General features: G+C 39.9%; 26 protein-coding genes. 19 read left to right on the plus strand and 7 right to left on the minus strand.

Annotated elements, in window-relative coordinates; all coding sequences use genetic code 11:
* The first annotated feature begins 172 nt into the window (after positions 1 to 172).
* The 7 genes from AB5618_RS15405 (at position 173) to AB5618_RS15435 (ending at position 5,184) form a co-directional block, all read left to right on the plus strand.
* A complete protein-coding gene (locus AB5618_RS15405; protein ID WP_173735369.1) occupies positions 173 to 1,495 on the plus strand; it encodes an MATE family efflux transporter in 1,323 nt (440 codons plus the stop codon).
* A gap of 115 nt (positions 1,496 to 1,610) precedes the next feature.
* A complete protein-coding gene (locus tag AB5618_RS15410) occupies positions 1,611 to 2,297 on the plus strand; it encodes an MBL fold metallo-hydrolase (RefSeq protein ID WP_368366887.1) in 687 nt (228 codons plus the stop codon).
* Positions 2,294 to 2,650, plus strand: a complete 357-nt coding sequence (locus AB5618_RS15415; protein WP_118577857.1) for a VOC family protein — start codon at positions 2,294 to 2,296, stop codon at positions 2,648 to 2,650. Before AB5618_RS15410 ends, AB5618_RS15415 begins: the two co-directional genes overlap by 4 nt.
* Positions 2,651 to 2,705: 55 nt before the next feature.
* A complete protein-coding gene (locus AB5618_RS15420; protein WP_118577858.1) occupies positions 2,706 to 3,164 on the plus strand; it encodes an Lrp/AsnC family transcriptional regulator in 459 nt (152 codons plus the stop codon).
* Positions 3,165 to 3,298: 134 nt separating this feature from the next.
* Positions 3,299 to 3,604, plus strand: a complete 306-nt coding sequence (locus tag AB5618_RS15425; protein WP_368366888.1) for a hypothetical protein — start codon at positions 3,299 to 3,301, stop codon at positions 3,602 to 3,604.
* Positions 3,605 to 3,797: 193 nt separating this feature from the next.
* Positions 3,798 to 4,901 carry a glycoside hydrolase family 172 protein gene (locus tag AB5618_RS15430; RefSeq protein WP_368366889.1) on the plus strand — a complete coding sequence of 368 codons (1,104 nt, stop codon included), beginning with the start codon at positions 3,798 to 3,800 and terminating at the stop codon, positions 4,899 to 4,901.
* A gap of 7 nt (positions 4,902 to 4,908) precedes the next feature.
* The gene (locus AB5618_RS15435; RefSeq protein WP_226836796.1) at positions 4,909 to 5,184 is read left to right on the plus strand and encodes a hypothetical protein; all 276 of its coding nucleotides are present in this window, start codon (positions 4,909 to 4,911) and stop codon (positions 5,182 to 5,184) included.
* Between the two features lie 94 nt (positions 5,185 to 5,278).
* Here the strand turns inward: AB5618_RS15435 and AB5618_RS15440 are convergent, their stop codons facing one another.
* From AB5618_RS15440 to AB5618_RS15455, 4 genes are all read right to left on the minus strand, one after another.
* On the minus strand, positions 5,279 to 5,560 hold the full coding sequence (locus tag AB5618_RS15440; protein ID WP_226836798.1) for a hypothetical protein: 282 nt from the start codon (positions 5,558 to 5,560) through the stop codon (positions 5,279 to 5,281).
* Positions 5,561 to 5,590: 30 nt separating this feature from the next.
* Positions 5,591 to 5,746 (minus strand): hypothetical protein, encoded by a 156-nt coding sequence (locus tag AB5618_RS15445; protein ID WP_368366890.1) that lies wholly within the window; start codon positions 5,744 to 5,746, stop codon positions 5,591 to 5,593.
* A 308-nt stretch (positions 5,747 to 6,054) separates the two neighbouring features.
* Complete coding sequence (locus AB5618_RS15450; protein ID WP_368366891.1) at positions 6,055 to 6,777, minus strand: FadR/GntR family transcriptional regulator; 723 nt, start codon at positions 6,775 to 6,777, stop codon at positions 6,055 to 6,057.
* A 100-nt stretch (positions 6,778 to 6,877) separates the two neighbouring features.
* Positions 6,878 to 7,105 carry a hypothetical protein gene (locus AB5618_RS15455; protein WP_368366892.1) on the minus strand — a complete coding sequence of 76 codons (228 nt, stop codon included), beginning with the start codon at positions 7,103 to 7,105 and terminating at the stop codon, positions 6,878 to 6,880.
* Positions 7,106 to 7,172: 67 nt separating this feature from the next.
* Between AB5618_RS15455 and dapA the strand changes: the two genes are divergently transcribed.
* From dapA to AB5618_RS15490, 7 genes are all read left to right on the plus strand, one after another.
* On the plus strand, positions 7,173 to 8,093 hold the full coding sequence (gene dapA, locus AB5618_RS15460) for a 4-hydroxy-tetrahydrodipicolinate synthase (protein WP_294666870.1): 921 nt from the start codon (positions 7,173 to 7,175) through the stop codon (positions 8,091 to 8,093).
* A gap of 98 nt (positions 8,094 to 8,191) precedes the next feature.
* Entirely contained in the window at positions 8,192 to 11,233 is a 3,042-nt protein-coding gene (locus AB5618_RS15465; protein WP_368366893.1) for a glycosyl hydrolase, read from the plus strand.
* Positions 11,234 to 11,244: 11 nt separating this feature from the next.
* A complete protein-coding gene (locus tag AB5618_RS15470) occupies positions 11,245 to 12,147 on the plus strand; it encodes a carbohydrate ABC transporter permease (protein WP_368366894.1) in 903 nt (300 codons plus the stop codon).
* Positions 12,148 to 12,150: 3 nt separating this feature from the next.
* Positions 12,151 to 12,978: a carbohydrate ABC transporter permease gene (locus AB5618_RS15475; RefSeq protein ID WP_368366895.1), complete on the plus strand. Its 828-nt coding sequence runs from the start codon at positions 12,151 to 12,153 to the stop codon at positions 12,976 to 12,978.
* Positions 12,979 to 13,061: 83 nt separating this feature from the next.
* Positions 13,062 to 14,417 (plus strand): ABC transporter substrate-binding protein, encoded by a 1,356-nt coding sequence (locus AB5618_RS15480; RefSeq protein ID WP_368366896.1) that lies wholly within the window; start codon positions 13,062 to 13,064, stop codon positions 14,415 to 14,417.
* An 83-nt stretch (positions 14,418 to 14,500) separates the two neighbouring features.
* Positions 14,501 to 16,828 (plus strand): alpha-L-rhamnosidase N-terminal domain-containing protein, encoded by a 2,328-nt coding sequence (locus tag AB5618_RS15485; RefSeq protein ID WP_368366897.1) that lies wholly within the window; start codon positions 14,501 to 14,503, stop codon positions 16,826 to 16,828.
* A gap of 17 nt (positions 16,829 to 16,845) precedes the next feature.
* Positions 16,846 to 16,902, plus strand: coding sequence for a DUF6783 domain-containing protein (locus tag AB5618_RS15490; RefSeq protein WP_368366904.1), 57 nt, complete (start codon positions 16,846 to 16,848; stop codon positions 16,900 to 16,902).
* Between the two features lie 159 nt (positions 16,903 to 17,061).
* Here the strand turns inward: AB5618_RS15490 and AB5618_RS15495 are convergent, their stop codons facing one another.
* Complete coding sequence (locus AB5618_RS15495) at positions 17,062 to 17,481, minus strand: transposase (RefSeq protein WP_368366898.1); 420 nt, start codon at positions 17,479 to 17,481, stop codon at positions 17,062 to 17,064.
* Positions 17,482 to 17,615: 134 nt separating this feature from the next.
* Here AB5618_RS15495 and AB5618_RS15500 point away from each other — a divergent pair, with 134 nt between their 5' ends.
* Positions 17,616 to 17,780: a hypothetical protein gene (locus tag AB5618_RS15500; RefSeq protein ID WP_368366899.1), complete on the plus strand. Its 165-nt coding sequence runs from the start codon at positions 17,616 to 17,618 to the stop codon at positions 17,778 to 17,780.
* A 372-nt stretch (positions 17,781 to 18,152) separates the two neighbouring features.
* Here AB5618_RS15500 and AB5618_RS15505 read toward each other — a convergent pair whose 3' ends face one another.
* Together AB5618_RS15505 and AB5618_RS15510 are read right to left on the minus strand one after the other, a co-directional pair.
* A complete protein-coding gene (locus AB5618_RS15505; protein WP_368366905.1) occupies positions 18,153 to 19,634 on the minus strand; it encodes a diguanylate cyclase in 1,482 nt (493 codons plus the stop codon).
* Between the two features lie 12 nt (positions 19,635 to 19,646).
* Complete coding sequence (locus AB5618_RS15510; protein WP_368361457.1) at positions 19,647 to 20,984, minus strand: phosphohydrolase; 1,338 nt, start codon at positions 20,982 to 20,984, stop codon at positions 19,647 to 19,649.
* Between the two features lie 277 nt (positions 20,985 to 21,261).
* Here AB5618_RS15510 and AB5618_RS15515 point away from each other — a divergent pair, with 277 nt between their 5' ends.
* The 4 genes from AB5618_RS15515 to AB5618_RS15530 all read left to right on the plus strand — a co-directional run bounded on the left by AB5618_RS15515 (position 21,262) and on the right by AB5618_RS15530 (position 26,092).
* The gene (locus AB5618_RS15515; RefSeq protein ID WP_148461342.1) at positions 21,262 to 21,777 is read left to right on the plus strand and encodes a cysteine hydrolase family protein; all 516 of its coding nucleotides are present in this window, start codon (positions 21,262 to 21,264) and stop codon (positions 21,775 to 21,777) included.
* A 280-nt stretch (positions 21,778 to 22,057) separates the two neighbouring features.
* Positions 22,058 to 22,744: a response regulator transcription factor gene (locus tag AB5618_RS15520; RefSeq protein ID WP_237925614.1), complete on the plus strand. Its 687-nt coding sequence runs from the start codon at positions 22,058 to 22,060 to the stop codon at positions 22,742 to 22,744.
* On the plus strand, positions 22,734 to 24,020 hold the full coding sequence (locus tag AB5618_RS15525) for a sensor histidine kinase (RefSeq protein ID WP_368366900.1): 1,287 nt from the start codon (positions 22,734 to 22,736) through the stop codon (positions 24,018 to 24,020). Before AB5618_RS15520 ends, AB5618_RS15525 begins: the two co-directional genes overlap by 11 nt.
* Complete coding sequence (locus AB5618_RS15530; RefSeq protein WP_368366901.1) at positions 24,017 to 26,092, plus strand: aryl-sulfate sulfotransferase; 2,076 nt, start codon at positions 24,017 to 24,019, stop codon at positions 26,090 to 26,092. The genes AB5618_RS15525 and AB5618_RS15530 overlap by 4 nt, the downstream gene beginning before the upstream one ends.
* The last annotated feature ends 171 nt before the right edge of the window (positions 26,093 to 26,263 follow it).

Genomic DNA, 26,263 nt, shown 5'->3' on the forward strand with positions numbered 1-26,263 from the left:
ACTGGTCACGGAGTGACCAGTAACTAAGAGTAAACGGCGACTTGACTTATTCGTTGCAACCACATATAATTGTTTCGGAACGTAACTTAAAACTTACATTTCGAATGAACAAATGAATTCTTATGACAGGAAAGAATAAATGAAATTATGAAACCTGTGGAGGCATATGATAATGTCAAAAGATGAGTATTTAATCACAGATGCGCCGCTTAAAGCGCTGACAGTTTTCGCAATGCCGATGATTCTCGGCAGCTTTTTTCAGCAGATATACAATATGGCTGACTCTATTATCGTCGGTCAGTTTGTGGGTTCCTCTGCACTTGCAGCTGTCGGTGCCTGTGCGGCGCTGACCAATGTTTTCATTTGTGTGGCATTGGGTGCCGGTGTGGGTGCCGGTGTGCTCGTGAGCCGTTATTTCGGTGCCAGGGAGTATGGAAAAATGAAAACCATTGTGTCAACGTCCTTGCTTAGCTTTTTAATTCTAAGCATAGTCCTTGGTATTTTTGGCTTTTGCTTCTCCCGTTGGATGATGAGCACGTTACAAACCCCTGCCGATATACTGGACGATGCAGTGCTGTATTTGCGGGTCTATTTCGTGGGTTTTCCTTTTTTGTTTATGTACAACATTCTTTCAACGATGTTTACTTCCATAGGCGAATCAAAAATTCCACTGGGACTCCTGATATTCTCGTCAGTCTTAAATATTTTTATGGATCTTTGGATGGTGGCTGGTCTTGATCTCGGCGTGTTCGGTGCGGCGCTTGCAACCTTGATTGCACAAGGCATTTCCGCCGTGTTTTCGCTTTTGATTTTCTTTCACCGGATGCGGCGATATAAAAGTCCCTTTGACTGGTTTGACAGGCAGGAGTTATATTCCATGTTTCAAATTGCTGTACCTTCGGTTCTTCAGCAGTCTACAGTGTCTATCGGCATGATGATCGTACAGGCTGTTGTAAATCCCTTCGGCACACAGGCGCTTGCGGGATATGCGGCGACGATGCGGGTTGAGAACGTTTTTTCCCTGATTTTTGTATCCATCGGCAATGCAGTTTCGCCATATGTTTCACAGAATCTCGGCGCAAACAAACCCCAGCGTATCAAAAAAGGCTACCAGGCTGCATTGGTGCTGGATGTGTGCTTTGCAGCCATTGCTTTCATCGTTATTGAAACGCTGCATACGCAAATTTCCTCGTTGTTTCTTGGTAAAGACGGAACCGCTCTGGCCTATCAGGTATCCGGGGATTATATGAGATGGCTTGGTTATTTCTTCATTTTTATGGGAATCAAAATGGCAACCGATGGAGTCCTTCGTGGTCTGGGAATCATGCGCCCGTTCCTCATTGCAAATATGGTGAATTTGGCGATTCGCCTGTCTGTTGCTTTGATTTTTGCACCGCGTTTTGGTATTGAATTCGTCTGGCTTGCTGTACCAGCAGGTTGGTTTGCGAACTTTTTAATATCCTATGTGGCGCTCAGGAGATCATCAAGTCTATAGTATCTGGCTGTATTTTGCAGAAAGTTTTTTTAAACATGCTATAGAAAAATGTTTTTCATTGGACGTGCTGCTTCAGAAATAGCTGAAAGAGAACGCGGGAAATGAAGGAGGTATCATGAAAATTACTTACATTAATCACAGTGGATTTTTAATTGAGACCAGAGACTGCTACTATATTTTTGATTATTACAAGGGTGAATTGCCGTACCTTGACAAGGAAAAAGAAGTAATCGTTTTTTGCAGTCATTTCCACAAGGATCATTTTAACCCACAAATCTTTGGGATTCTTGAAGATATGGGGATGACTTATCAGGCAGTCCTGGCGAATGATATACGAAAAAGGAATCATTTATCGGATCTGAAGATCACATATGTTTATCATGATCAGACTTATAATCTGGATAATGGCACTGAAGTTGATACCTTGCTGTCTAACGATAGTGGTGTCGCATTCATTGTCAAAACAAAGGAAGGCACCATTTATCATGCCGGTGACTTAAATGACTGGTATTGGGATGGTGAGCCGGAAGCTGACAACCAGAGACTTACTTCTGCATATCGTGCAGAGATCAGGAAAATTAAGGGTATGCATTTTGATGCTGCATTTGTTCCCTTAGATCCGAGGCAGGGAGATCACTATGCCGACGGGATCCTGTATTTCCTTAAAAATGTAGATTGCAATGTCATTTTTCCAATGCATTACTGGAATGATGCCAGTGTAATTAAGCGGTTCATTACTGAATATCCGCAATATAAATCACGCATTAAAAACACAGAATGTACAAAAGGAGAAGAAGTATGAAATTTAAGATGATTCACGAAAACTATAATGTGTCAGACCTGGACCAATCTATTAAATTTTACAACGAGGCCCTTGATCTGCACGAGGTGAGAAGAAAGACTACCGATGATTTTATCATCGTGTATCTGAGCAACGATGTAAGTGATTTTGAGCTGGAACTTACCTGGCTTAAGGATCATCCACAGCCATATAATCTGGGTGAATGCGAATTTCATCTGGCATTCCAGGCAGAGGATTACGAGGCAGCGCACAAGAAGCACAAAGAGATGGGGTGCATTTGCTTCGAAAATGAAGCAATGGGAATTTATTTCATCGTAGATCCAGATGGCTACTGGCTTGAGATTGTGCCGTAAAGCTGGTTGGGAAATCGAATAAAGCTGACGGATATTATTTTACAGGAGGGCACTTATGTACCTGGATAATTTAGATGAACTGGATCAGAAGATTATCCAGTTACTTATAGAAAATGCACGTATCTCCTACTCGGATATCGGTGAAGAAACCGGCATTTCCAGAGTGGCAGTAAAAGCCCGGATTCAGGCTATGGAGAAAAAGGGGATAATTGAAGAATATACAACAATAATAAATCCTCAAAAAATCAGTGGTGCTGTATCCAGTTATTTTGAAATTGAAATAAAACCAGATCATTTGTCACAGGTGACGGATATCTTATACAAAGATGATACAGTAACACAGATTTACCGTGTCACAGGAAGAGACAAATTGCATGTACATGCTGTTGCTTCATCAAGTGATGAAATGGAGCACTTCCTGCACAACGTCATTGATACACTGCCAGGCATTATCAGCTGTAGCTGCAATACGATCTTATCACGGATTAAAGATATTAAAGGGTTACGGCTGTAGAGGTCAAAATTGAGGTGACGCATTATGGTTTCTTTTGAGCAGAAAGAGAAAAATTTTGTTGTTATTATTTGCAATTTTTCCAGAGATCTATTTCCAATAAGCGGAATGCCGGACCGGAAGGGAAGGATGATGTTTTGAGCATGATTGCAGGGGAAAGGATTCCGGTTAATACAGGAAGCTTTACCAACGATATGACAACCTTCCGGACAGAGGACGATGTATTGACATTGTTGATTCATCTGGGTTATCTGGCGTATGATTCGGAGAATAAGGTAGTGAAGATTCCGAATAATGAAGTGCGAAATGAGTATGTTAACAGTGTAGCTGCATCGGACTGGGGCGAGGTATCAATTGCGCTGAAGCAATCTGCCAGATTAAGAGAAAAGAATATTGCAGAAGTCTGGAAGAATATGCTGGAAATGCACTTCTGGTTGGAGTGAATTACAATAAGAAAACAAAATTACATGAATGTATGATTGAAGAGTATAAATTTTAAATTCAGAGGTGCATATGTGCACGAAAAGGTCTGTGGAGGGGGAAGTTCAGATTGATGAATTTGAAGTCTTTGAGGGAAAAGAACAAAATAGGATAGTAAAAAATAGCGCAGAGTGAGAATGTTGCAGACAGGAGCAAATGATGAATATATTTCAAGATATTTTACCATATGGTGTATTTGGAAAATCGAGAGCAATTAATGCAGAAAATCCCACAGGCGAAAAGGGAAAAGGAGGAATGGCTTCCAGTAATCTTGGAAAGGGAAGAAAGGGAAGTCCATGTCTTAAAAACATAGAGCCTGGAAGTACTACTGTGCTTGCGGATATTTCAGGATGTGGAGTAATTAATCACATTTGGATTACTGTGGATAATAAAACAACTGATGGAGACTGCTTCGTACTGAGGGATCTTATTTTGCGCATGTTTTGGGACGATGCCAAAAATCCGGCAGTAGAAGTACCACTGGGTGATTTTTTTTGTTGTGGATTCGGAAAAGAATGTTATATTAATTCCTATCCAATAGTAGTTGCACCATCAAGAGGATTAAATTCTTATTTTTCAATGCCATTTAGGAAAAAAGCCAGAATTGAGCTGGTTAGCCAACATAAAAATGTAATCCCTGCGTTTTTCTATCAGATTGATTACTGCCTTTATGATACATTGCCAGATACAATGTTATATTTTTTCGCAAAATGGAACAGAGAATCCGTAACTGTTAAAAAGAAAGATTATACGATTTTGGATAATGTATATGGAAAGGGAATCTATGTAGGAACCTATCTGGCATTACAGACACTGGAAAGATATTGGTGGGGAGAAGGAGAAGTAAAATTTTATTTGGATGGAGATGAGGAATATCCTACCATCTGTGGAACTGGAATGGAAGATTACGTAGGAGGATCCTGGAGCTTTGCAAAAGAGAACCAGGGAAAAATGACAGAGCAAACGTATTCGACTCCATTTCTGGGATATCCTTATTATTCTAATCATGATGATTTAACAGTTCATCCGTATCATAATGATGATTGTCCACCAATGCGGGGAATGTATAGATTTCATATTCCGGATCCGATTTATTTCCAGCAGAATATTAAAGTGACGGTTCAGCAGATTGGAATGTCCCATAATGGGTTATTTGAACGTCAAGACGATGTTTCAAGTGTAGCCTACTGGTATCTGGAAGACAAGGAGATTACAGAATATTGTCCACTGCCGCCGAAGGAAGAAAGATGGCCGAGGTAGAATAATTATGGAGCAGGCTCTTGACAGAGCCATCAAAAGATCAGAAATTGAAGCAAAACAGTTATACGGCAATTCAGATAGATTTTCTTACTTCATCATGGGAAATGTAATAAGATGCCTGTATAGTTGTAAAGGAACGAAAAAATTGTATATTATTATTGGGAAAAAGGGGCTGGAGTATTCCAGTCCCTTTGAAGCTTATTGTAACGCACATCTTGCAGAAAGCTTTTTCAAACAGGCTCAAGAAAATTATTTTGCCACTAGTACAGCGAATATTAAGTAACCACCATATTGACTTGTCTGATTTTTCATATGCTGCGTCAATATTGCTTTTTGAGTGGATGTCACTTTCAAAAAATGAAAATTTCAATTGAATTCTATTTATTTTTTACAAACAGGAATGCACCGCCAGCCAGAAGCAGAAGTGAAAAAATGATTGAAAAAACAGATGCTCCAATACCCGGTGCACCGCCCTGTTTAATGGCTGTTTCCCGATCCATTGCATCTTTTAGCAGATTATCTGTGATTTCCGGTGCCGATCTGAGTGTCTGTCCGTCCTGTATGCCAAGTGCTGTTACAGTGTCTCTGGTTTTGAAATCAGAGGCGTTGTAAAAATAATGGAAATCATTTTCGACATGAGTTCGCTGTGTCTGTGACAATGGTTCTATGAAATCCTTCTGCGTAAAATCCTAATCCTTCGTATGGGCATAACCGGCAGTATTCAATTCATCCTCATCATACTGCGCCCATGTTGAATTCGTTCTGATAGCATCAATAAAATCCTGTGAAAGTGTATAATCGCCAACCTTACCTTCTCCGATAAAAGTCTTTTCAGAAGTTGTCATGCCCCACTTCAGAACACCGTATAGTTTTTCCTGTTCAGTTAATTGGTGTAGCTTTTGCTTCACTATTCCCGAGGCAAATGGCTTACAAACATTACCAGAGATTTTGAGTGACCAGGAGTTATTGTGACAAGACCATTCTGAAAAAGCCAAGAGAGTGACATCCATGGCACAGCTGTATGATAAAGCTGCTGCATATGCGAGCTCCTTGTATGTACTTACGACACTGCTGTCAAATACACAAAGGCCAGCAAATCCGCATTTAATTTTCTGTAAGGAAAATGGTTACGGGTTTTGCTGGTCTTTATGTGTTACTTCTGGTTGGAAGATTTTGCAGTCTTGGAATTGTTATGTATAAGTTCCATATCTTGTGTTGTAATATTCAGGTGCTTACGCATTTCTTCAACAGCAGAACTTGGGTTACGCATTTCGAAGCACAGGAGAATACGTTCATGAGGTTCTACCGCATTTTTGTAGACCATTTTATTGGTAAAAGAGTCACCACGGTAAATTCGAAAACGCTCCAGTAATTGTTTATTTATATTGATCAGCAGTTGGTTATTGGTGAAAGTAATTATTTTTGTATGAAAAAGTTCATCCAACATGATCATCTTCAGCATATCGCGTTTTTCTGTAGCTTCTACAAAGGAAGTATGAATTTCACGGAGTTCCCGGATCTGCTTGTCTGTTGCACGTTCAACTGCCAGACGTACGGAAAGAGTTTCAATAGCCATACGTACTTCCATAAAATCATAAAATTTTACACCTTCAACGTCATACCACAGGGAACTATTATCAGTACTTTTCTGATAGTTGGCAACGAAAGCTCCTTTTCCTGGACGAATTTCCACATATCCTATTGCTTGGAGAACTCGGATTGCCTCACGAACGCAGGTCCGGCTGACACTCATTTGGTCACAGAGCTTCATTTCAGTGGGCAGTTTTTCCCCAATTTTATATTCTCCGGACATGATCATTTCTTTTATATCTGAAACTACTGAATCAGTAATGGACATTCGTTGTATCGCTTTCATAGGAATCTCCTTTTGTTATTTATATAGTTTATTGTAAATTTAGCGCGTAAAAAAATCAATTGATTTTAACGAAAATCCAGCTGAAATTAGTCAATTATATTTATAAAATTTGTTGCATTGATTTACTTAATTTCATCAAATCTTCCTGAGAGTGAATATTTGTGTTCTTGGCTACTATCGATAGGAAAAAATCCAGATTCTCTTTTGAGGTAGGATAACCAAGATCCTGTAAAGTGAGAGGCATATTCATATATCTCATAGCATTGCGTACGCGCTCAATTTCAGATTGCTCCATTTGATTGAAGGCCATTTGAACTAATAAGCCCACCGCTACAATTTCTCCATGAAGAAAATTTTGTCCTTCTTCAGTAATTAAGAGAAAATGGAGGAAAAAAATGAACAAATTCGTTAGCAAATATGGACAGATACTTTTGCCATTAATTACACCTTATGGTGAGGGTGAAGAAGTAAATTATGAAGCCTACACAGAGCTGATTCATTATCTGATTGAGAAGGATCTGTGCGATTCCCTGATTGTAACAGGAACTACCGGTGAAGCTAGTCTCCTTACCTTCGATGAGAGAGTAAAGCTTATGGAAACAGCAGTAAAAGCAGCTGATGGACGTAAACCGGTTATTGCAGGAACTGGCTGTGCATCTACTAAAGAGACCATTGCACTGACAAAAGAGGCTGAAAAGCTGGGAATTGAGACCTGCTTAATTGTATGCCCGTTTTACAATAAACCTACACAGGAGGGAATTTATCAGCATTTTAAATCTATTGCAGAAAATACAACTTGTAATATCTTGTTGTACAATATTCCGATTTTTGTAGGTGTGAATATAGAGGCAGAAACTGTTTCCAGACTGGCTGGAATTCCTAATATTGTGGGAATTAAAGATGAAGCTGGAATTAATCCAACACAGGTAACTGATTTCTTTTTGGCAACAGAAAAAATCGATCCTGAATTTGCTATTTATAATGGTGATGATGTTATGCTGCTTCCAACAATTGTTCAGGGAGCTATGGGACTAGTAAGTGGTGGAGCTCATATATTTGGACATGAGATCCGTAAAATTTTTGAATGCTTTGCTGAAGGAAAAAATGAAGAGGCGAAAGAATTATTTATTCCGTTATATCGCTTCTGCAAAACAACAGGACAGAACGGAAGAATTCTTCCAAACTCTATTATGCGTCCTGCTGTAGAGTTAGTAACAGGCATTAAGCTTGGTCCAGCCAGAAGCCCTTTGGCACCGGCAACAGATGAAGAAATGGCAGTCACCATTAAGGTGCTTAAGGAAATTGGTAAGCTGTAATCTTGAAAGTTAAGCGGCTTCAGAATATTTCTGAAGCCGCAGAAAATGATGAAAAGGATCTAATTCATAGGTGGTTTCAGGAAAGGATGGAAAATGTCATGGGAAAATTCGAAGAAAAATTAAGAACACCGTCCAGTGAATACAGAAGTGTTCCATTTTGGTCTTGGAATGATGAACTGGATCTTAATGAACTGCAATGGCAGATTCATGAAATGAAAGAAAAAGGAATTGGTGGTTTTTTCATGCATGCTAGGGGTGGGCTTAAAACTCCCTACATGAGTGAGAAATGGATGAAATGTGTAAAAGCATGTATAGAAGAGGCAAAACAATTGGACATGGAGGCTTGGTTATATGATGAAGAGGGCTGGCCAAGTGGTTTTGCAGGAGGTGCTGTTCCGGCACTTGGTGAATATTATTATATGCGCTGGATGGAATGCGAGAAAGTTCGTGGATATGAAATCGTATCAGATGAGATGATACTTGGAATATATGATGAATCCGCTTACTTTCTTGGAAACAAGGTTGAAAAGATTAAAAATAAGGATGCTTGGGTTTATGTTATAAAAGAAAAAATGAATCCATATTATGTGGATGTTTTAAACTCAAAAGTAGTAAAGAAATTTTTAGAATTTACCCATGAAGTATATAAAAAAGAATTAGGAAAAGAGTTTGGGAGAAATATGCCAGGCTTTTTTACAGATGAACCTCAGTTTGCAAAATTAAAGATACCATATTCTTTAATCTTGCCAGAATATTTTAAAAAGGTTAATGGATATGAATTGACAGATGCTTTGCTTTCGTTATTTGAGGATACGCCTGATGCGGGAATACATCGTTATAATTTCTGGAAGGTCATTTCAGAATTATATACCAATGGTTATATGAAAACAGTAGGGCAGTGGTGCAAAGAAAACGGATGCAAATTAACCGGGCATGTCATGAGGGAGGATTCCTTGCTGCTTCAGATGCAGGCAACAGCCGGAGTGATGCCTTCATATGAGTATATGGATATGCCAGGAATCGACTGGCTAAGAAGACGGATATCTTCACCTCTAACCCCGAAGCAGGTGGGAAGTGTCGCGGCACAGCTTGGAAAAAAACACGTAATTACAGAAAGTTTTGCAATGACAGGATGGGATTGCAGTCCGGAAGAACTAAAGTGGATTACACAATGGCAGTACGTAAACGGAGTAAACAGAATGTGTCAGCATTTGCAGTCTTATAGTATACGGGGCTGTCGAAAACGTGATTTCCCGCCATCTTTGTTTTATCAGCAGTCATGGTGGAAGGAATATAAAATATTTTGTGACTATATAGCACGGTTGGGAGTTTTGCTGACAGAAGGTTTTTCAGCTGCAGAAGTTTTGCTTTTACATCCGATGCACAGCGCCTGGATGTTGTATGATGGCAAAGAAGAAGGCCCTGTTGTTGAATTTGGAAATAAATTTGAAAGTTTATCACAGACACTGTCAGATTATCATATTGAACATCATTATGGTGATGAAGACATAATCAAAAAATATGGAAAAATTGGAAATGGAAAGTTTATTGTGGGACAGTGTGAATATAGAACTGTCATACTTCCGGATATGCTATGTATAGAGGATAGTACCGTAAAGCTGTTGCTTCAGTTTGTAGAAAATGGAGGCCATGTTTTTTCTGTGGGAAGTTTTCCAAAGTATATGCAAGGTGGAAAAAATAGTCTGCTGGATGAACTGTACCAGAAGATTGAAAAAATAGATGTTATAAGTTTGAAAGAAAAGTTATGGAAGATTCTCGAGTTTCCTATATCAGTAACGGAAAATGGAAATGAAGTTGTAAACATACATTATCAGTTGAGAAAATGTGGAGAAATGAAAATTTTATATCTGGTTAATCTGAATAAAAACGGAAATTACTCTGTTTTACTTCAATGTCCAGGCGAGAATGAAATTATAGAATACATAGTGGAAGAGGATGCAAAGCAAAAATGTTGCTGCATTTATGGAGATAAAGTTACAAAATTGCAGATTAAAATGAATGAAATGGAGGGAAAAGTATTTTTTATAAAAGAACGGAAAAATAAAAAAGACGAAGATTTAGAAGATAACAAAGAAATATATAGAGAAAAAGAAACTATTGTCCTGGAACAGGGCGGTAGTTGGAAGCTTGATTGGGCAGACTGGAATTCTTACACTCTGGATCGATGCAGTTATCGCATTGGAGATGGACAATGGAAGGATGAAGTGAATACCATACAGATTATGGAAATACTTTTAAAACAGAAAAGGCCTGTAAATGTTTCTTTGAAATATAAATTTGTTGTAGAAACAGAACCTCAGTTGCTAGAAGAGATGTTTCTGGTTGCAGAGACTGGTAAAGAACTTCATGTTGAGATAAATGGAGTAAAATTAGAACTGGAGGAATGCGGATGGTGGAAGGATAAGGGCTTTCGGAAATATCGGATATTGCCATATATCAGAAGAGGATCTAATGAAATTATTTTGAATATAGATTTTTATCAGTCTAAAAAGGTTTATGATGTTCTGTTTGGTGAAAATGTGTTGGAAACAGAGATAAATAAGCTTACCTATAATACGGAAATTGAAAGTGTATACCTTATAGGTAAATTTGGGGTATATAACAGGAATGGATTTACATACGCTTGGAGAAAAGGTTTGAGTTGTGATTCACAGTTTGTGATCCGACAATTACCGGATACCTTGTATGGAGAGGATTTTACTTCTCAGGGCTTTTGCTTTTTTGCAGGCCGATTGCGCATAAAACAGAATATTTTTATTTGTCCGTGGGATGATTCCAAGGGAGTAAAGATAGAAAAAATCGCAGGAAAAAGATATATATACAAATTTAATCGTCCGAATGCAATGACTGCCATATTGTATATCAATGGAAAATTGGTAAAACAATTTATGTGGGCACCATTTGAATGTGATGTTACAGATTACTTAAAAGATGGTATAAACGAATTTATGTGGGAATTATTTGCATCAAATCGCAATCTTTTGGGTCCACATCACCATATTGACGGTGAGTTGTACGCTGTCTGGCCTGCTAGCTTCACAGATACACCAACTGTATTTTTGGCAGATGATCGAAATGTCTGGTCGGAATTATACCATTTTGTAAAATTTGGAATGTAGGAGGTACGGGGATGAAAAAAGTATCAAAATTAGCTTTTCATGAAGCACTAAGAGGGTATCTTTTTATTGCGCCTGCTCTCATCCTTTTACTTGGTCTTTTATTCTTGCCGATGGTGAAAGGATTTGGGTATAGCTTGACTGATTTTAATATTCTGAAAAGCTGGGATTATAATTTTATTGGTCTGGAGAATTTTCAGAAAATATTAAAAAATAGGGATTTCCCTGTGATCTTGAAAAATGAGGTGTTCTTTGCTTTGACAGTTACTGTCATCACCGTGATAGTTTCAATATTGATCGCACTTTTACTGAACAGTGTAAAACGATGCAAAAATATTGTGAGGGCATTAGTGTTTATGCCCTGGGTATTACCAGAAGTAGTAGTTGGCTCCTTATGGAGATGGCTGCTTAATGGGGAAAAAGGACTGATTAATTCTGTGCTGGTGGATTACTGGCATGTATTGCCGGAACACATCCAGTTCTTTTCCTCATCACTGTCTCTTATCTCGGTTTGCATGGTATACATATGGAGGACTTATCCGTATGTGACAATTATGCTTTCAGCAGGACTGCAGGGAATTGACAGAGGACTTTATGAAGCTGCTTCTATTGATGGATGTGGAAAAATAAAACAGTTTTGTTATGTAACATTGCCAGGGTTGAAATATGTATTATCTATCTGTTCTTTAATGGCTATGATATGGACAATGAATGGTTTTGGAATTATTAATATTCTGACAGCCGGCGGTCCGGGAGTATCAAGCACTACGCTACCTATGGTGATTTATAAGACTGCGTTCCAGAAATTCAGGTTTGGCCTGGCATCCGGATATTCGGTTATCCAGTTTATTATCATTATGGTTTTTGCATTGATTTACCTGAAAATGACAAAAGCAACAAAAGAAGAGGAGGCGTAGACAATGAAAAAATATATATTAAGTATATTAAAAGTTCTGTGCCTTGTTGTAATTCTGTTTGTTGCACTGTTTCCGTTAGTGTGGATGGGGATAACATCTGGAAAAAGTATGACAGAGTTGTTAAAGATTCCAGTTACGATTCTTCCGGAAAAGCTAGATCTTTCTTCTTACTATGAAGTATGGGTTCAAAAGCCATTTCCAAGATATATCTGGAATTCGGTGAAAATTTCAGCAGTTGCAACAGTAACTGGAATGATTGTTGCCAGTCTGGCTGCATATGGATTTGCAAAATTCCGTTTTCCACTGAAAAAATTCTGGTTGATGTTTGTTTTGGTGGCACAGATGTTTCCAAGTACATCTGTAATTATTCCACTTTTTTCTACTTATAAATCTTACGGTTTATATGATACACATGTGGGATTAATGCTGCTGTACAGCACCATCAGCCTGGCATTTTCCATTTGGATGATGTATGGATATTTTAAAGGAGTCCCAAAAGAATTAGAAGAGGCAGCCAGAATTGATGGATGCGGAGCCTTGAAAATATTTATAAATGTAATTTTGCCTATTTCAAAACCAGGTATTGCGGCAGTTGGAGTATATGCATTTATGTGTGCCTGGAATGAATATCTTTACAGTTTGATTCTGTTGACAACAGAAGAAAAATATACAATTTCACTAGGACTTTCCAGATTTATAACTGAGTTTGGTACCTACTGGAATCAGATGGGAGCAGCATCTATTATTGTGACAATCCCAACATTGCTTATTTTTATGCTGCTGGGAAAAAATCTGATAGAAGGACTGACTGCAGGAGCAGTTAAAGGGTGAAAATGATTTTCTTTGAAAACATAGTGGGAGTTTTTCAAAGCAATTAAAAAAAATAAAAATAATTTTCTAAAGGAGGAAGCAAAATGAAACACAAGTTAATGGCAGCTGTTCTGGTGGGAACAATGGTAATGTCAACAGTAGGTACGACAACAGTCTTGGCACAGGAAAACGACAAGATCGAACTGGACATGTGGGTATTTGGAGGCTTGTCAGCAGAGCCTGTTGTATTCCAGGAAATGGCAGAGAATTTTAATAATTCACAGGATAAGATCCATGTAACTGTAACTGCTCAGGAGTGGAGCAGCAGACAGGAAAAAATTGTAACCGCACATCAGGGCGGTGCGGATACAGCTCCGGATATGTATGTATTTGGTCCCTGTATTGAAGATTATGGCGTAAAGATGGGAATTATTTCACCGGTTGAGGATGTTCTTCCGGAGATTGCTAATCAGGTAAAGGAACTTTTAATTCCAGAAGTAGTAGATGTGGGGTCAAAGGATGGAAAATTATGGACGATTCCTTCCTGGGTGGATTTGTCTCCATATATGATGTATAACGTGGAAGCATTAAAGGCAATCGGATTGACAGAAGAAACTGTACCGAAGACCTGGAGTGAGTTTAAGGATGCAGCTGTTAAGTTCAAAGAGGCTGGATATATTGGCTATTCAATTCCAATGAGTATGGATAATTATCCAGATATGAATAATGAATTTAATTATTGGAACTGGCAGCTTGGCGGTGCACCTATGAACGATGATGCTACTGTAATGACTATGAATGATGAGCATGCAATCACTACTGTGGAGTTTTTGAAGTCCATGTATGATGCAGGTACCTTTTCAGACGGCGCAGAGACAGAAACTTATATGGATCGTCACGAAGAATTTTTTGGAGGAATCAGTGCAACTAATATCGGTTACACCTACATAAATGGAATTATCACTGATATGGAAGTAAGTGATGATCTTGATTATATTATGGCTGATATGCCAAGACCGGATGAGGGGACTGCTATTGATGAGGATAAGGCGTTCTACAGAATGATCAGTTCAAATCAGGAAATCAGTGTTTCTTCTATTTCTGAGAATATTGATGCATGTGGAGAATTTCTTCAGTATCTTATTGATGAAGACTATTGGCATAAATGGGTAACTGAGGTAGGTGCAAGAACTCCTGCAGATAAAGCATCTTATGAAGATGATGCGCTTCGGGCAGAAACACAGGCTGTGCAGCCAGATCTTGTGAAAATGTATGATGAAGGTACATTAATGACAGGTGTGAAGCCAAAACCAAGTTATGGAGGTGTTACTGAAATACAGACAACTATGTCTCAGTATCTGGTGGATATAATTACCGGACGTTACGACAGCGTGGAAGAAGGACTGAACGAACTGAATACAGAGTGTCAGGCTCTTCTGGATGAGTATAGTGAAGAATAAGAAGAATTGTAAATTATTTCATATAGCAGGCAAAGAACATTCTTTGCCTGCTATCAGTGCAATAAGGAGGTGACCGGACTTTTATGGAAATTATCAGTAACAATACCATGGAGTCAAAAGGGGTAATTGAGAAAAATGAAATGTTTTTCTGGGATAATGTTGAGTATTCATTGCCAGCGGGAAATGAAGAAAGAAAGTGGAAGGGAGAGTGGATTTGGGCTCCAAAGGATAAATATCCGGAATTTCAGGAGTGTGTTCCAACCCTTTTTTGCAAGGAAAAAAAGAATTTTGGTGTTTTTATCTTTCAGAAAAAATGGAATATTGAGAAAAAAATAGATAATGCTAGTTTATTTATTGCAAGTGAAGGTGGATATAAAGCCTATATAAATGGCAGAGTAATTGGATTTGGAAACGCACAGCCAGGCGGTGATTATGGTAATTGTGAATCTCTGAAATATAAGTTCTTTGAAAAATATAATATTGCCGATTATTTGATCCAAGGGGAAAACGTTATCTCTGTTAGGGTGTGTCTGGGACCAGTTGTATTATCAGAAGTTTGCTGCACAAAAGGGGGACTCAGATGCGATTTACTTCTAAATGCAGAAGATGGAACGGTATTGAATTTTGGAACCGATGATACATGGAAATGTATTAGGGAAGAGTGTTATATTGAGAGTAATATATGGAATGGGCTTAGACAACTGGAGACAGATGAATATTCTTACATAGAAAATGGGTGGTATAATGCAGAAAAAGTGCAGGATATAGCTTGTTTTCCAAAACTTTATGAAACTCCAATCCCAAATTTGAGATATGTAAAAAAGAAACCGCTGGATTTAATAAATCCATTTGCAAAAGAAAGAATTATTTGGAAAAAGGACTTTTCTGAAATTATTATAAAGAAGGGGTCACCTATATCATTCTGGCTAGACTTTGGAGCAATTTTTTGTGCTGTTCCCGGAATGACTATTGTGGGAAATGAAGATGCAAAAATTGTGCTTCACATGGAAGAATTTCCAGGAAAAATTGAAAGAACTGGTACGACAGAAACATATATTCTTGGACAAGGAAAAAATGAAATAGAATCTTTAAGACGACATAGCATTCATTATATTCAGATAGTGATCAGTAATTTTGAAGAAGATATCATACTGAAAGAGCCGCAAATATTGGTTAGCGTTTATCCATCGGAAATGCCAGGGGAATTTCATTGCAGTAACAAAAATCTGGAAAAGATATATCTCTTAGGATGTAGGACGAACCAGATCTGCAGGCAGACCTATCATATGGATTCACCTATTCATCAGGAGCCGCTTGGTTGTATGGGGGATTATATGATTGAAAGTCTTATGAATTATTATACGTTTGCTGATCCTTTTCTTACAAGATTTGATATTCTGAAAATTGCAATGTATTTGAAAGACAGAAACTATAAAATGTTCCATCCGAGTTATTGCCTTCTTTTTATTCAAATGATGTGGGAGTATGTTCTATATACAGGTGATAAAAATTTAAGGGAAATTATGGCAGAAACGACAGAAGGGATTTTGGATCTGTTTCTTGAATATGTGGGAGAAAATGGTTTGGTAGAACGAGCTCCAAATTACATGTTTATGGACTGGGTTAAGGAGAAAGAATTCAACCGTCACCATCCGCCCAAATGTATGGGACAGGGATATATGTCGGTTTTGCTTGTGGGAGCACTTGAATGTAGTAAAAATCTTTTGGAATTAGTTGCCGGATATGAGGAAAAAAACTGCTATTATCAGAATAAAAAGAACGAAATAAAGGTGGCAATCAACAAATTGTTGTGGAAAGATGAAAAGCAGTTATATGTGGACGGGTTGTTCGATGCAAAAGAAAAGAAAGCAACAAAATGGCTTCCAAATGATGTTGATGAGGAATTTTATAGTCAGCATATGAATACATTAGCTGTTTTATTTAATATTGCGCCCAAAGAAAAACAAATGGCTGTAATGGAAAAGGTAATGGAAGATAAAAGCCTGTCACAGGCACAGCCTTATTTTATGCATTTTATTTTTAATGCACTGGCGAAAACAAATTTATTTAACAAATATGGAATCACACAATTAGAGAGATGGAATACATTGATGTTGGAAAATCCATCTGGATTAAAAGAAGTATGGAATGGCTTTGATTGTGACTATTCTCATGCGTGGGGAGGTACACCTACTTATCAAATGCCGGCACGAATTCTTGGAGTTGAGCCTGTGGAACCTGGTTTTAAGACTTTTTCTTTTAAGCCATGTCTCCCAGAATCATTAGAGGAAGCAACTGGAAAGATTCCGACTCCTTATGGATCTATTTCTGTAGGCTTGAAGTGGGAGAATAATATACTGAAAAAGGAAATTGATTTTCCAAAGGAACTTAAGATGCTAGAGCCTGTTTGAAAAATCATTCCCGCAATCTGCACGCCCCACTTTGCGGTATATTTCACCCGAATTCGGTTGGGGCTGTCGGTTAATAGCAAATTTCGGCATCCCCAGTAGTAATTGAAAGGATCCCAGCAGGAACAAGGCTTGTTAGCCTTCTACCTTGCGAGGGATCCTTTTTTCTATGAAAGATGAAATTTATTTTTGGCCGCAAAAATCCCTTATCTGGATTTTTACAGCCGCACTTTTGATCAGGCTGTTTTTTCTGTTGTTTTTCCCTCAAATTTCTTTAGTTTTTCATTGAGAAAACGACAGTATTTATTTATATTCCTTCCGATTGCATACAACATGAATTCTTTGTACACTTTATCTGCAGAACGGTAATTAAAACGGCGGAAGTTTTCGTTTTCTTTGATATCACCGAAATGTCCTTCCGTCTGGATTGAACGTGTCTGCCGTTTCAGGATCCCGCGCTCACTTTGGATGTTTGCATGGGATTTTTCACGCAGTTCTTTCCACTGTTCATTGATCTTCATCACCTTGTTTTTCTCAGCATCCTTTTCGGCATTATATTTATACAGACAGCGGGCTTTATGTTCGCATCCACTGCAGTCGGCGCAGCTGTATACCTCTAAGGTTTGGGTATAACCTCCTTCCTTATGTATTTTCAATTTAGGACAGTTAATTTTATCGTCCTATTAAAGTATAGCCCTCCGGAAATATTTATGCAGTTATTGGATTCCCTGCAAACCTTTTTTTGATACATCGATACCTACCTGTATTATCGTATTGAAAAAGCATAGAGATGGAAGAGATTGATATAAATGGATTGCTTGCAGATATGACGAAAACAGATGAGGAGTTAGAGCAGGTGCAGGGAGAATTTTTAGGACTTCTTAAGGAACTGACATCATCGGATGCGAGTATTATGGCATCCCTGAAGGATCTCATTGGGAAAATGGAGGGGTGACAGGTATGAGAAAACCGGAAATTAGATTCAATGGATATACAGACGCTTGGGAACAGCGTAAGTTTGGTAGTTGGCTGTAAGAGACGAGAAATAAGACAACGGTTGAAGATGAAGATACATTGTTTTCTTGTGCCATTGATGGTATGCATCTTAACTCGGAACTGTTTAGTTATTTTAGAGGTTCGTCAAATATTGGATATTTAAAAATCAAGAAAAATGAGTTGATTTTGTCAGCGCAAAATTTGCATCTTGGGAATTGTAACGTGAATTTGCGTTTTGAGCATGGCATAGTTAGATAAGAAAAAGACAGTGGAGAGTGTAACCCTAACCGTGAGTTACACTCTCCACTGTTCTTTACAACATCAATCGTTTCTATTTGTCATCATTTTCCTTCATCTCTGTCATAGTCAGATACTCGTAGCCTGGTTGGAAGCTGTGGTTTTTGGAGTGTTTGTAGTATTGTATGAAAATACGATCCATGATGTTTGGAATCTGGGTTTCGATTGGCTCAAACAGAATGATCAGGTACTGCATGGCACTATAACGGGTGCAGACATCAACACGGCGGATAGTCTGGCGGATGGATTGTTCCATCTGGGAAAGTGCCTGCTCAATTTCCTCAATGTGAGGAAGAGTGTCAGCGGCAGTTTCCATGGTAACCATTACCAGGTAGCAGCGGCAGCTGCTTCGTATGATCAGCTGGTTCATGTATTCATACTGCCTGGAAAAATCCCGGTAGTTAAGATCCAGGGCACCTGCGTAGCTTCCGCTTTGGCGGAGGGAATCTGCAATCTGGCGAAGATCTCTTGCAATGCTTGCAGAGCCAGGAGCCTGGTAGTTAATCTGCTGATAGAAGGAAAACTGGTTTTTCCCATTCTGCTTCACAAAATACAGAGCCTTATCTGCCTTGGCGTAGCAGTCTGCGAAGGTGTCACCAATGGTACACAGGCAAAGACCGGCAGAAAGGGAAGCATAGCGGATTTCTGTATCTGCCTGTGCAATGGCGTGGAACTGTTTAAACAGTTGCGTCATGGTGTCTGAAACAGATTCTGCAGTTACATCCGGAAGAAAAAGAAGAAATTCATCTCCACCCAGACGACAGGCGAGTCCGTCAATTGTATAACGGGAAAGCAGATTGCCGAGATTTTTCAGAGCCCGGTCGCCTGCTTTATGCCCATGAATATCATTGATTTTTTTCAGATTATCCATATCCAGAAAAACAAGGCAGCCGCTGTGCTCTTTCATAAATTCGGCGATCAGTTGTTCTCCAAGGGCTCGCATAGGAAGCCCGGTGAGCAGATCATAATGCTTGGTTTCTTCCTGGTTCTTTATGGTGGTAACCACATCAGAAATAAATTTGCTGATGGTATTGTCAATTTCAGGCTGTGCTGCAGTCTCTGTTTCTGGTGAAAGCTGGTTATCCAGAATTAGGCGGTTTTCGTCTATCAATTTCAAAAATACATCTGTAATTTCCGGGTCAAACTGCTTTCCGCGGTTCTTACTGATTTCCTCCCGGATCATTTCCGGAGGAAGTGCATTTCGGTAAATTCTGCGGGAATTCATGGCATCATAGCTGTCTGCCATTGCGGTGATGCGTGCATGAATGGGAATTTCGACACCGGAAAGCCCGTCTGGATATCCATTTCCATCATACCGTTCGTGATGATTTCTGGCCACTTCAACAATATGAGGGACAAAGGTAATATCCTTCAGTATTTCTGCACCGATGACGGTATGTTTTTTTATCAGATTATACTCGTCATCTGTAAGTCTGGAGGGCTTGTTTAAGATCAGATCCGGAATACCAATTTTTCCAATATCATGAAGGTAAGCGGCATGCTTTAACTGCTGGATTTCCTCTGAAGACTATCCAAGCTCGGCGGCAATAAGTGCGGCATATTCTGCCACCCGGTAGGAATGTCCGCGGGTGTATTCGTCTTTAGCCTCGATGGTGGTGGACAAAGTCTGCATCATTTGCAGGGAAAGGTTCTCTGTCTGCTTCTGTTTGTGTTCCAGCTCCAGCTGCTGGCGCGCATTCTCTATATGCTGAATGCTTCGGAGAGTCCGGACAATGTTGACAAACAGCAGAATGAGCATTCCAATGCCGATAAAAAGACCGGACAGGGATGTGACAAAATATACAGAGACACATTCAGCAGCAACGCAAAGCAAAACGAGCAAATGAGCCAGGAGCAGAAGATGGTCTGAGGCTTTTTTTCTGTGGCGGATGTAGAGGCAGAGATGGATAAACACCATCAGGAATGTACCGATCAGTATGATCTGCCCCAGGGGGAGGGTTTCAATGTAGTCTGCAATATTTGCTATGGCCAGAATAGAGCAGACTGTAAAATCCAGCAGGGAGATTCCGATTACAATATGATAAAGTCTGCGGTGAAGCCCATTCTGTATATTGTCTGCATAAAGCAGAAGGGGAATCGGTCCAAGAAGAATCATAACGAAGCATAAGGAAGCCAGGGCAGATGAGTTTGGGATCAGCAGCTGGCGGATCTTGGACTCACCCAGCATCCAGGTTGCTCCCATTATCATACACCAGCCAAGATATTCCATGTCAAAGCTTGTGTGGTACACAAAACCAAGGGTAAGGCTGAAAAGGATGGTAGTCAGTCCTGAAAACAGGGTAAAAAATGCGATGTAAGTGGCCTGTCCGTAATGGTTAAAGATCAGCTGCCAGATGTCAGCTTTATCTCCGCAGAAAATCTGGTTCACAACACCGGAATAGTTGGAGGTGTAGGTGGTCAGTTCAATGCGGAGCTCCTTTCCGGCATCTTCATGGGAGGTGGAGCAGAAAATGAAACGGCTGGCGGAATTTTTCCCAATCAGACGGGTTTTACTGGTGCTGTACTGCTCTCTTAAGGTGCCGTCTATGTAGATGTTTATGTCCTGCAAGGAGGAACGAATCGCTATAGATGAGGCATCAAAATCTGCCGGAAGGGTAGATGTGATGACCATGGTTTCGCCTGCGGGAACATCATAGGAACCGGGAACTGTGATTTCTTCAGTGGTGCCGTCAGACTTTTCCCAGGTAAAGGTTCCGGGATAGAGGAGGGACGGAGAGTTTCCACTGACAGTTCTTTCATCAGCACCGAAAAACTGCATGAAAATGAACCATCCAAGAATGGCGAGCATCAGAAAATAGAAAATGTATCTTGGTCCCTGGCGGGCAGGGGATTTCTCCTTGGTCATGGTAATTCTCCTTGTATGTGAGTGGTGTTAAATTTTTGTGGTTGTTAATTGTATTATACTATATGCGAAGAGATTCATCAAAACATTATTATTCATAATGGTTGGAAAATTTATATGGAAGGTATTTTTTAAAATCTTTCACAAATCTGACCGTTTCGGTATACGAAATTCTAATAAAGTGGTATAGTTAATCTAAATAAGCTTTACAAAAATATGTGGCGTTTGGGCTGAGTTGAGAAAAATTGTGTCAGAAAACATATGAAGTACGGGGGAAAATATGGATATTTTAGTTGTGATTGATATGCAGAATGATTTTATTGACGGAGCGCTTGGAACACCGGAGGCGGAAGCGATTGTGCCTAATGTGGTGGACAGAGTGAAGAATTTCAATGGTCTTGTGCTGGCGACCAGGGATACTCACAGCGGGGATTATCTGCAGACCCAGGAGGGCAGAATGCTTCCTGTAGAGCACTGCATCCGCGGCACATACGGCTGGGAGATCCGGGAGGAGATCGCAGAGCTTCTGGAGTCCGGACCCATTGACAAGCCAACCTTTGGCAGCGAAACCCTGGGAAAAGTTCTGAAAGAATTTAATAAATCAGAGACCATTGACAGCATTACACTGGTCGGGCTTTGCACAGATATCTGCGTGATTTCCAACGCTATGCTGCTGAAAGCATTTTTGCCGGAGGTACCGATCATGGTAGATTCTCTTTGCTGCGCCGGAGTGACGCCGGAGAGCCATGAGCGGGCGCTGGAAGCGATGAAAGCCTGCCAGATAGAAGTCCTTTAGGGAGTAATGAGAAAACAGAATCTGGAAGTGGTTGCTTAAGAAAAAATGCCGCAAAGTCACGGAAAGTGGTGATTTTGTGGCATTTTTATTTTTCTGTGTCAAAAGAAAACTTATTTTCTCATATTTCCATCAAAATCACATGATACTATATTAAAGTAAATTGCGGCTTCTGTCTGATGGGAAACCGCAACGATTTACAGAGCATTGAAGCCTGTTTGAAATACAGAAAGCCTTTTTCAAACACGTTCTAGCGACAGGCTTTAAGAGAGAGGAAAGAGCCGTGAAAAAAATAGAGATTCTTGTTGTAGAGGATGAACCGAAATTAGCACAGACGATTTCTGACTTTCTGAGGATTCAGAACTATGAAGTAGAGACAGCACTGACCGGGAACAAAGCCCTGGAATATTTTTGCCAGAATAAGCAGAAGGTGGATCTGATCCTTCTGGATCTTATGCTGCCGGATATTTCCGGATATACCGTATTGAAAGAGATCAGGAAAATATCGGAGGTTCCGGTTATTATTTTGTCTGCAAGGTCTGCCGTGGCAGACCAGATGAGCGGATTCGAGAAAGGTGCGGATGATTATATCACCAAGCCCTTTACTCTGGCGCTTGTGAAAATGCACATTGAGGCGGTGCTGAAGCGTGCCGGGAAGCTGCGGACTATGGTGGAATACAACGATCTGCAGGCAGATGTAAATGCACAGCTTTTATTTTACAAAGGGCAGCATATCCCCACCACCAGGAAGGAATTTGATCTGATGGTTTACTTCATGGAGCATCCGGGAATTGTTCTGCCAAGAGATACCATACTGAATGCGGTGTGGGAATACGATTATACAGGTGATGTGCGGACCATTGATACTCTGGTGAAGCAGCTGCGGAAAAAAATGGGAGAAGGCTGCAATTATATCCGGACTGTTTACGGCGTGGGCTACATCTTCGGGGAGGACATCCATGAAAATTAAAAAAAATTTCTGGAGAGATGGGAAAGCTCTGTGGATTCAGTTTATTGCCTTTGCGGTGGCAGTCATGCTGTATAGCGTGTGCTGTTATCCCATATATACTTCATCAAAGGCCAGAATCATGCGTCAGCTGTATGAAGATATCCATGACATGGATCTTGAGGAACTTAGCGAGGACGACGAAGAAACACTTGGTGATTATCAGAAAGAAAAATTTGAGACTATAATTGCGAATGAAAATTATGAGCAGATTTATACGTCCAGATCATCTCTGAAAACTATGCAGTCCCGTAAGTACATAGAAAACAAAATTGCCCAGTACACAGAAGAAGGAACCCTGGAACAGCGTCGCATGGAATCCCGTCATATTCTGATGTTTCGTGGGAAGATTATACAGGATGGACATACATTCTATGTTTACCTGCGGAAAGATGTTCAGTCAGTTCTGGAAGTGATTGAGGGAACCAGATTATATCTGGCGGTTGTTTTGCTTCTGATGGTGGGATTAAGCTATTTCCTAGAAAAAATGAGTAAAGCAAGTACCGAGAAAAAAGCAAAGCAGTCTGACTATCAGCTTCTGGAAAGCCAGAGAGAATTTGTGGCGAATATTTCCCATGAATTAAAAACACCTCTTGCAGTAGTGTCCAGCCAGGTGGAAATGCTGGAAATCGCAGGAGATAAGATTGATCGTTCCTACTATTATTCTTCCATTCACGAGGAGCTGGACAAAATGTCCAGAATGGTAGGAGAACTCCTTGATTTTTCCATGTTGGACAATCAGATGAGTTCCATGGAAATGAGCCGTGTAAATGTATCAGAAATGATAGAATATCTGCTTCTTCGATATGATGCTATGTTCCGCAAAAACGAGATCAAAGTGGAACAGGAAATCGAAAAGAACTGTTTCGCATGCGGAAACCGCATGTATCTGGAAAGAGCAGTAAACAATTATCTGATGAATGCGTTTCAGCACACAGAGCAGGGAAAGCGGATCCGGATTACTCTGAAGAAAGAGAAAAAGCAGATACGTATGGAAGTCTACAACGATGGAGCGCAGATTAAAGAAGAGCAGATGGAGCATATCTGGGACAGCTTTTACACAACTTCCCAGAAGAAGAAACCAGTCACATCTGAGAATGAAGTACGTAACATTGGTCTTGGACTTTTTGTGGTCCGAAAGATTGTGGATAAACATAAAGGAAGCTGCGGAGCTAAAAATATGGAGAACGGAGTGCTGTTCTGGCTTCAGCTTCCGGAAATCAAGGATTTGGGAAAATGAGAAAGTGGAATAAAAAAACAAAAATTGCAGTATTTATTATATTTTTAATTTTAGCTGTGCTGTTTGCCGCTTTATGCTGGAAAAAGCGCCGTGGAATCTATAATACATATATGAAGCTTACTGGTCAGGAGATTCCGTATTCTGTTCAGGAAAAAAGAAGGAAAAAATATGGATATTATGACCAGGAATTGAATGCTTCCATGAATCTGGAAAATCCGGTTTACATAACTGAGAAGGATGATTCTGCAAATGAGATCGAAACAGATATTCCAAAAGAAACCACACGTATAGCATCCTCTTATGAAATCGACCAGCAGCTGCAGGCCGAGCTGGAGAATGGATACAGCTGGGAGGAGCCTATGGTGATCCAGAATCCTTATCAGGTTTCTCCATTGACAGCGGTGATTATTTTCGACACAAAAGAAGAGTGTGCGGTGCGTTTTACGGTCAAGGGAAAAACGGAAGCCGCAGATATCAGTGGAGAAGTGGAAGCTGCTGTTTCACACAGAATCCCGGTGATCGGTCTTTACCCGGCAATGGAAAACACGGTTGTTCTGGAGCTTCTGGATAAATCAGGCAAGGTTACAGATTCCCAGGAAATCACTATTACAACGGATGAACTTCCGGATAAACTGGATGATGCTGTGAAACCGGTGAAAACAAGCGGTGAATCTGCATTTGAACTGACTATGGTATATGGACAGCGGACAACCTTCCCATTTGCTTATGACTGTATGGGAGATATCCGTTGGTACATGAGCGGAGAATTTACTTCTGGAATTTACATGCTGTCAAATAACAGGATGATAGTTGCTTCCAATGAAGCCTTCATGCCATCCCAGGACAAACCGCAGACAACCAATCTCTATGAGATGGATTATCTGGGACGCGCCTACACCATGTACTATGTGGCGGGTGGAAACCACCATGAAGTGATCGAAAAAGAGCCGGACGGAAATCTTCTTGTCCTGACCAGTTCTCTGGAAGGTCACATTGAGGACAAAATCCAGGAAATTGACAGACAGACCGGAGAAGTTGTAAATGAACTGATAATGGAAGATATTTTTGGAGGGAAATATGAGGACCGAGTTGACTGGACCCATTTAAACACTGTGTCTTATCAGCCGGAGACAGATACCATTGTGATCAGTCCGCGAAATCTGGAATCTGTAGTCAAATTGAACTGGACGACAAAGGAAATCCAGTGGATACTCTGCGATCCGAGATTCTGGGAAGGCACAGAATATGAGAAATATGTGCTTCAGCCGGAAGGGGATTTTGTTTATCAGTTCCAGCAGCATACTGCCTACCAGCTGGAAACAGATCTGGATGGAGATGACCAGACGGTAGAAGTCAGTATGTTTGATAATCATTATGTAAAAGTACGAAAGTCTGACGTGTTGAAATACTTTGATGGTGAAAAAGAATCTTATCTGTTGGTTTATGCTGTAAATGAAGCAGAAAAGACAGTAAAACAGATTAAAAAGATTCCTACTGTATGGTCTACCATCACTTCTTCTGCTATTTATGATGCTGACAGTAATCATATTTTCGGCATGTGCGGTCATGTGAAGGATTCTGAAGATAAACGAAGAGGAATGAACTATGAGTTTGACTATGATACAGAAGAGCTGATCAATCAGTTCAGCATCAAAAGCTATTATTACCGCGCATCAGAGATGAGAATTGACTGGAATGATCTGGCAGCAGTCATGGAAATAAAAGACAACTATATTATGGGAGAATTATATCAGCCTGTAGAAGCGACCTGGTTCTTCTGGCAGAAGAAGCCGGAACAGGTACTGGAAGACGGCGAGATTACATTACATCTTACCGGGCAGGTGCTTTATGCAGGAGCTTACGATCACCAGATTTCCCAGATCATTTTTCACGGAAAGAAAAATACTTATGTGTATGACACTACAGACATCCGTCTTCATACGAAATCTTACCTGCAGTTCTATGAGAACATTCCGGTACCGCTGCAGGGAATGGAAGCGGATGATTATGAGATTTATGTTGTATATCAGAACGAATTTTATGATTTGGAACAAAATATAAAAATTAAGTGATTTAATGCTGCTGTTCACTGGTAACATTCTGCGAAGCGTGTTGCTGTGAATGGTGGAAACAGTAAAACTTTAAATTTTTACAGGCAATATTAAGAAAGTGTTTCTGTTTTATTGCGGAACTATGCTATAATAGTTGATAACACGACCAGAGCGTGTTTGAAAAATGATTCC

The sequence above is a fragment of the Ruminococcus sp. J1101004sp1_RTP21198st1_B9_RTP21198_201120 genome (genome assembly GCF_040924245.1).
Lineage (GTDB): Bacteria > Bacillota > Clostridia > Lachnospirales > Lachnospiraceae > Blautia_A > Blautia_A faecis.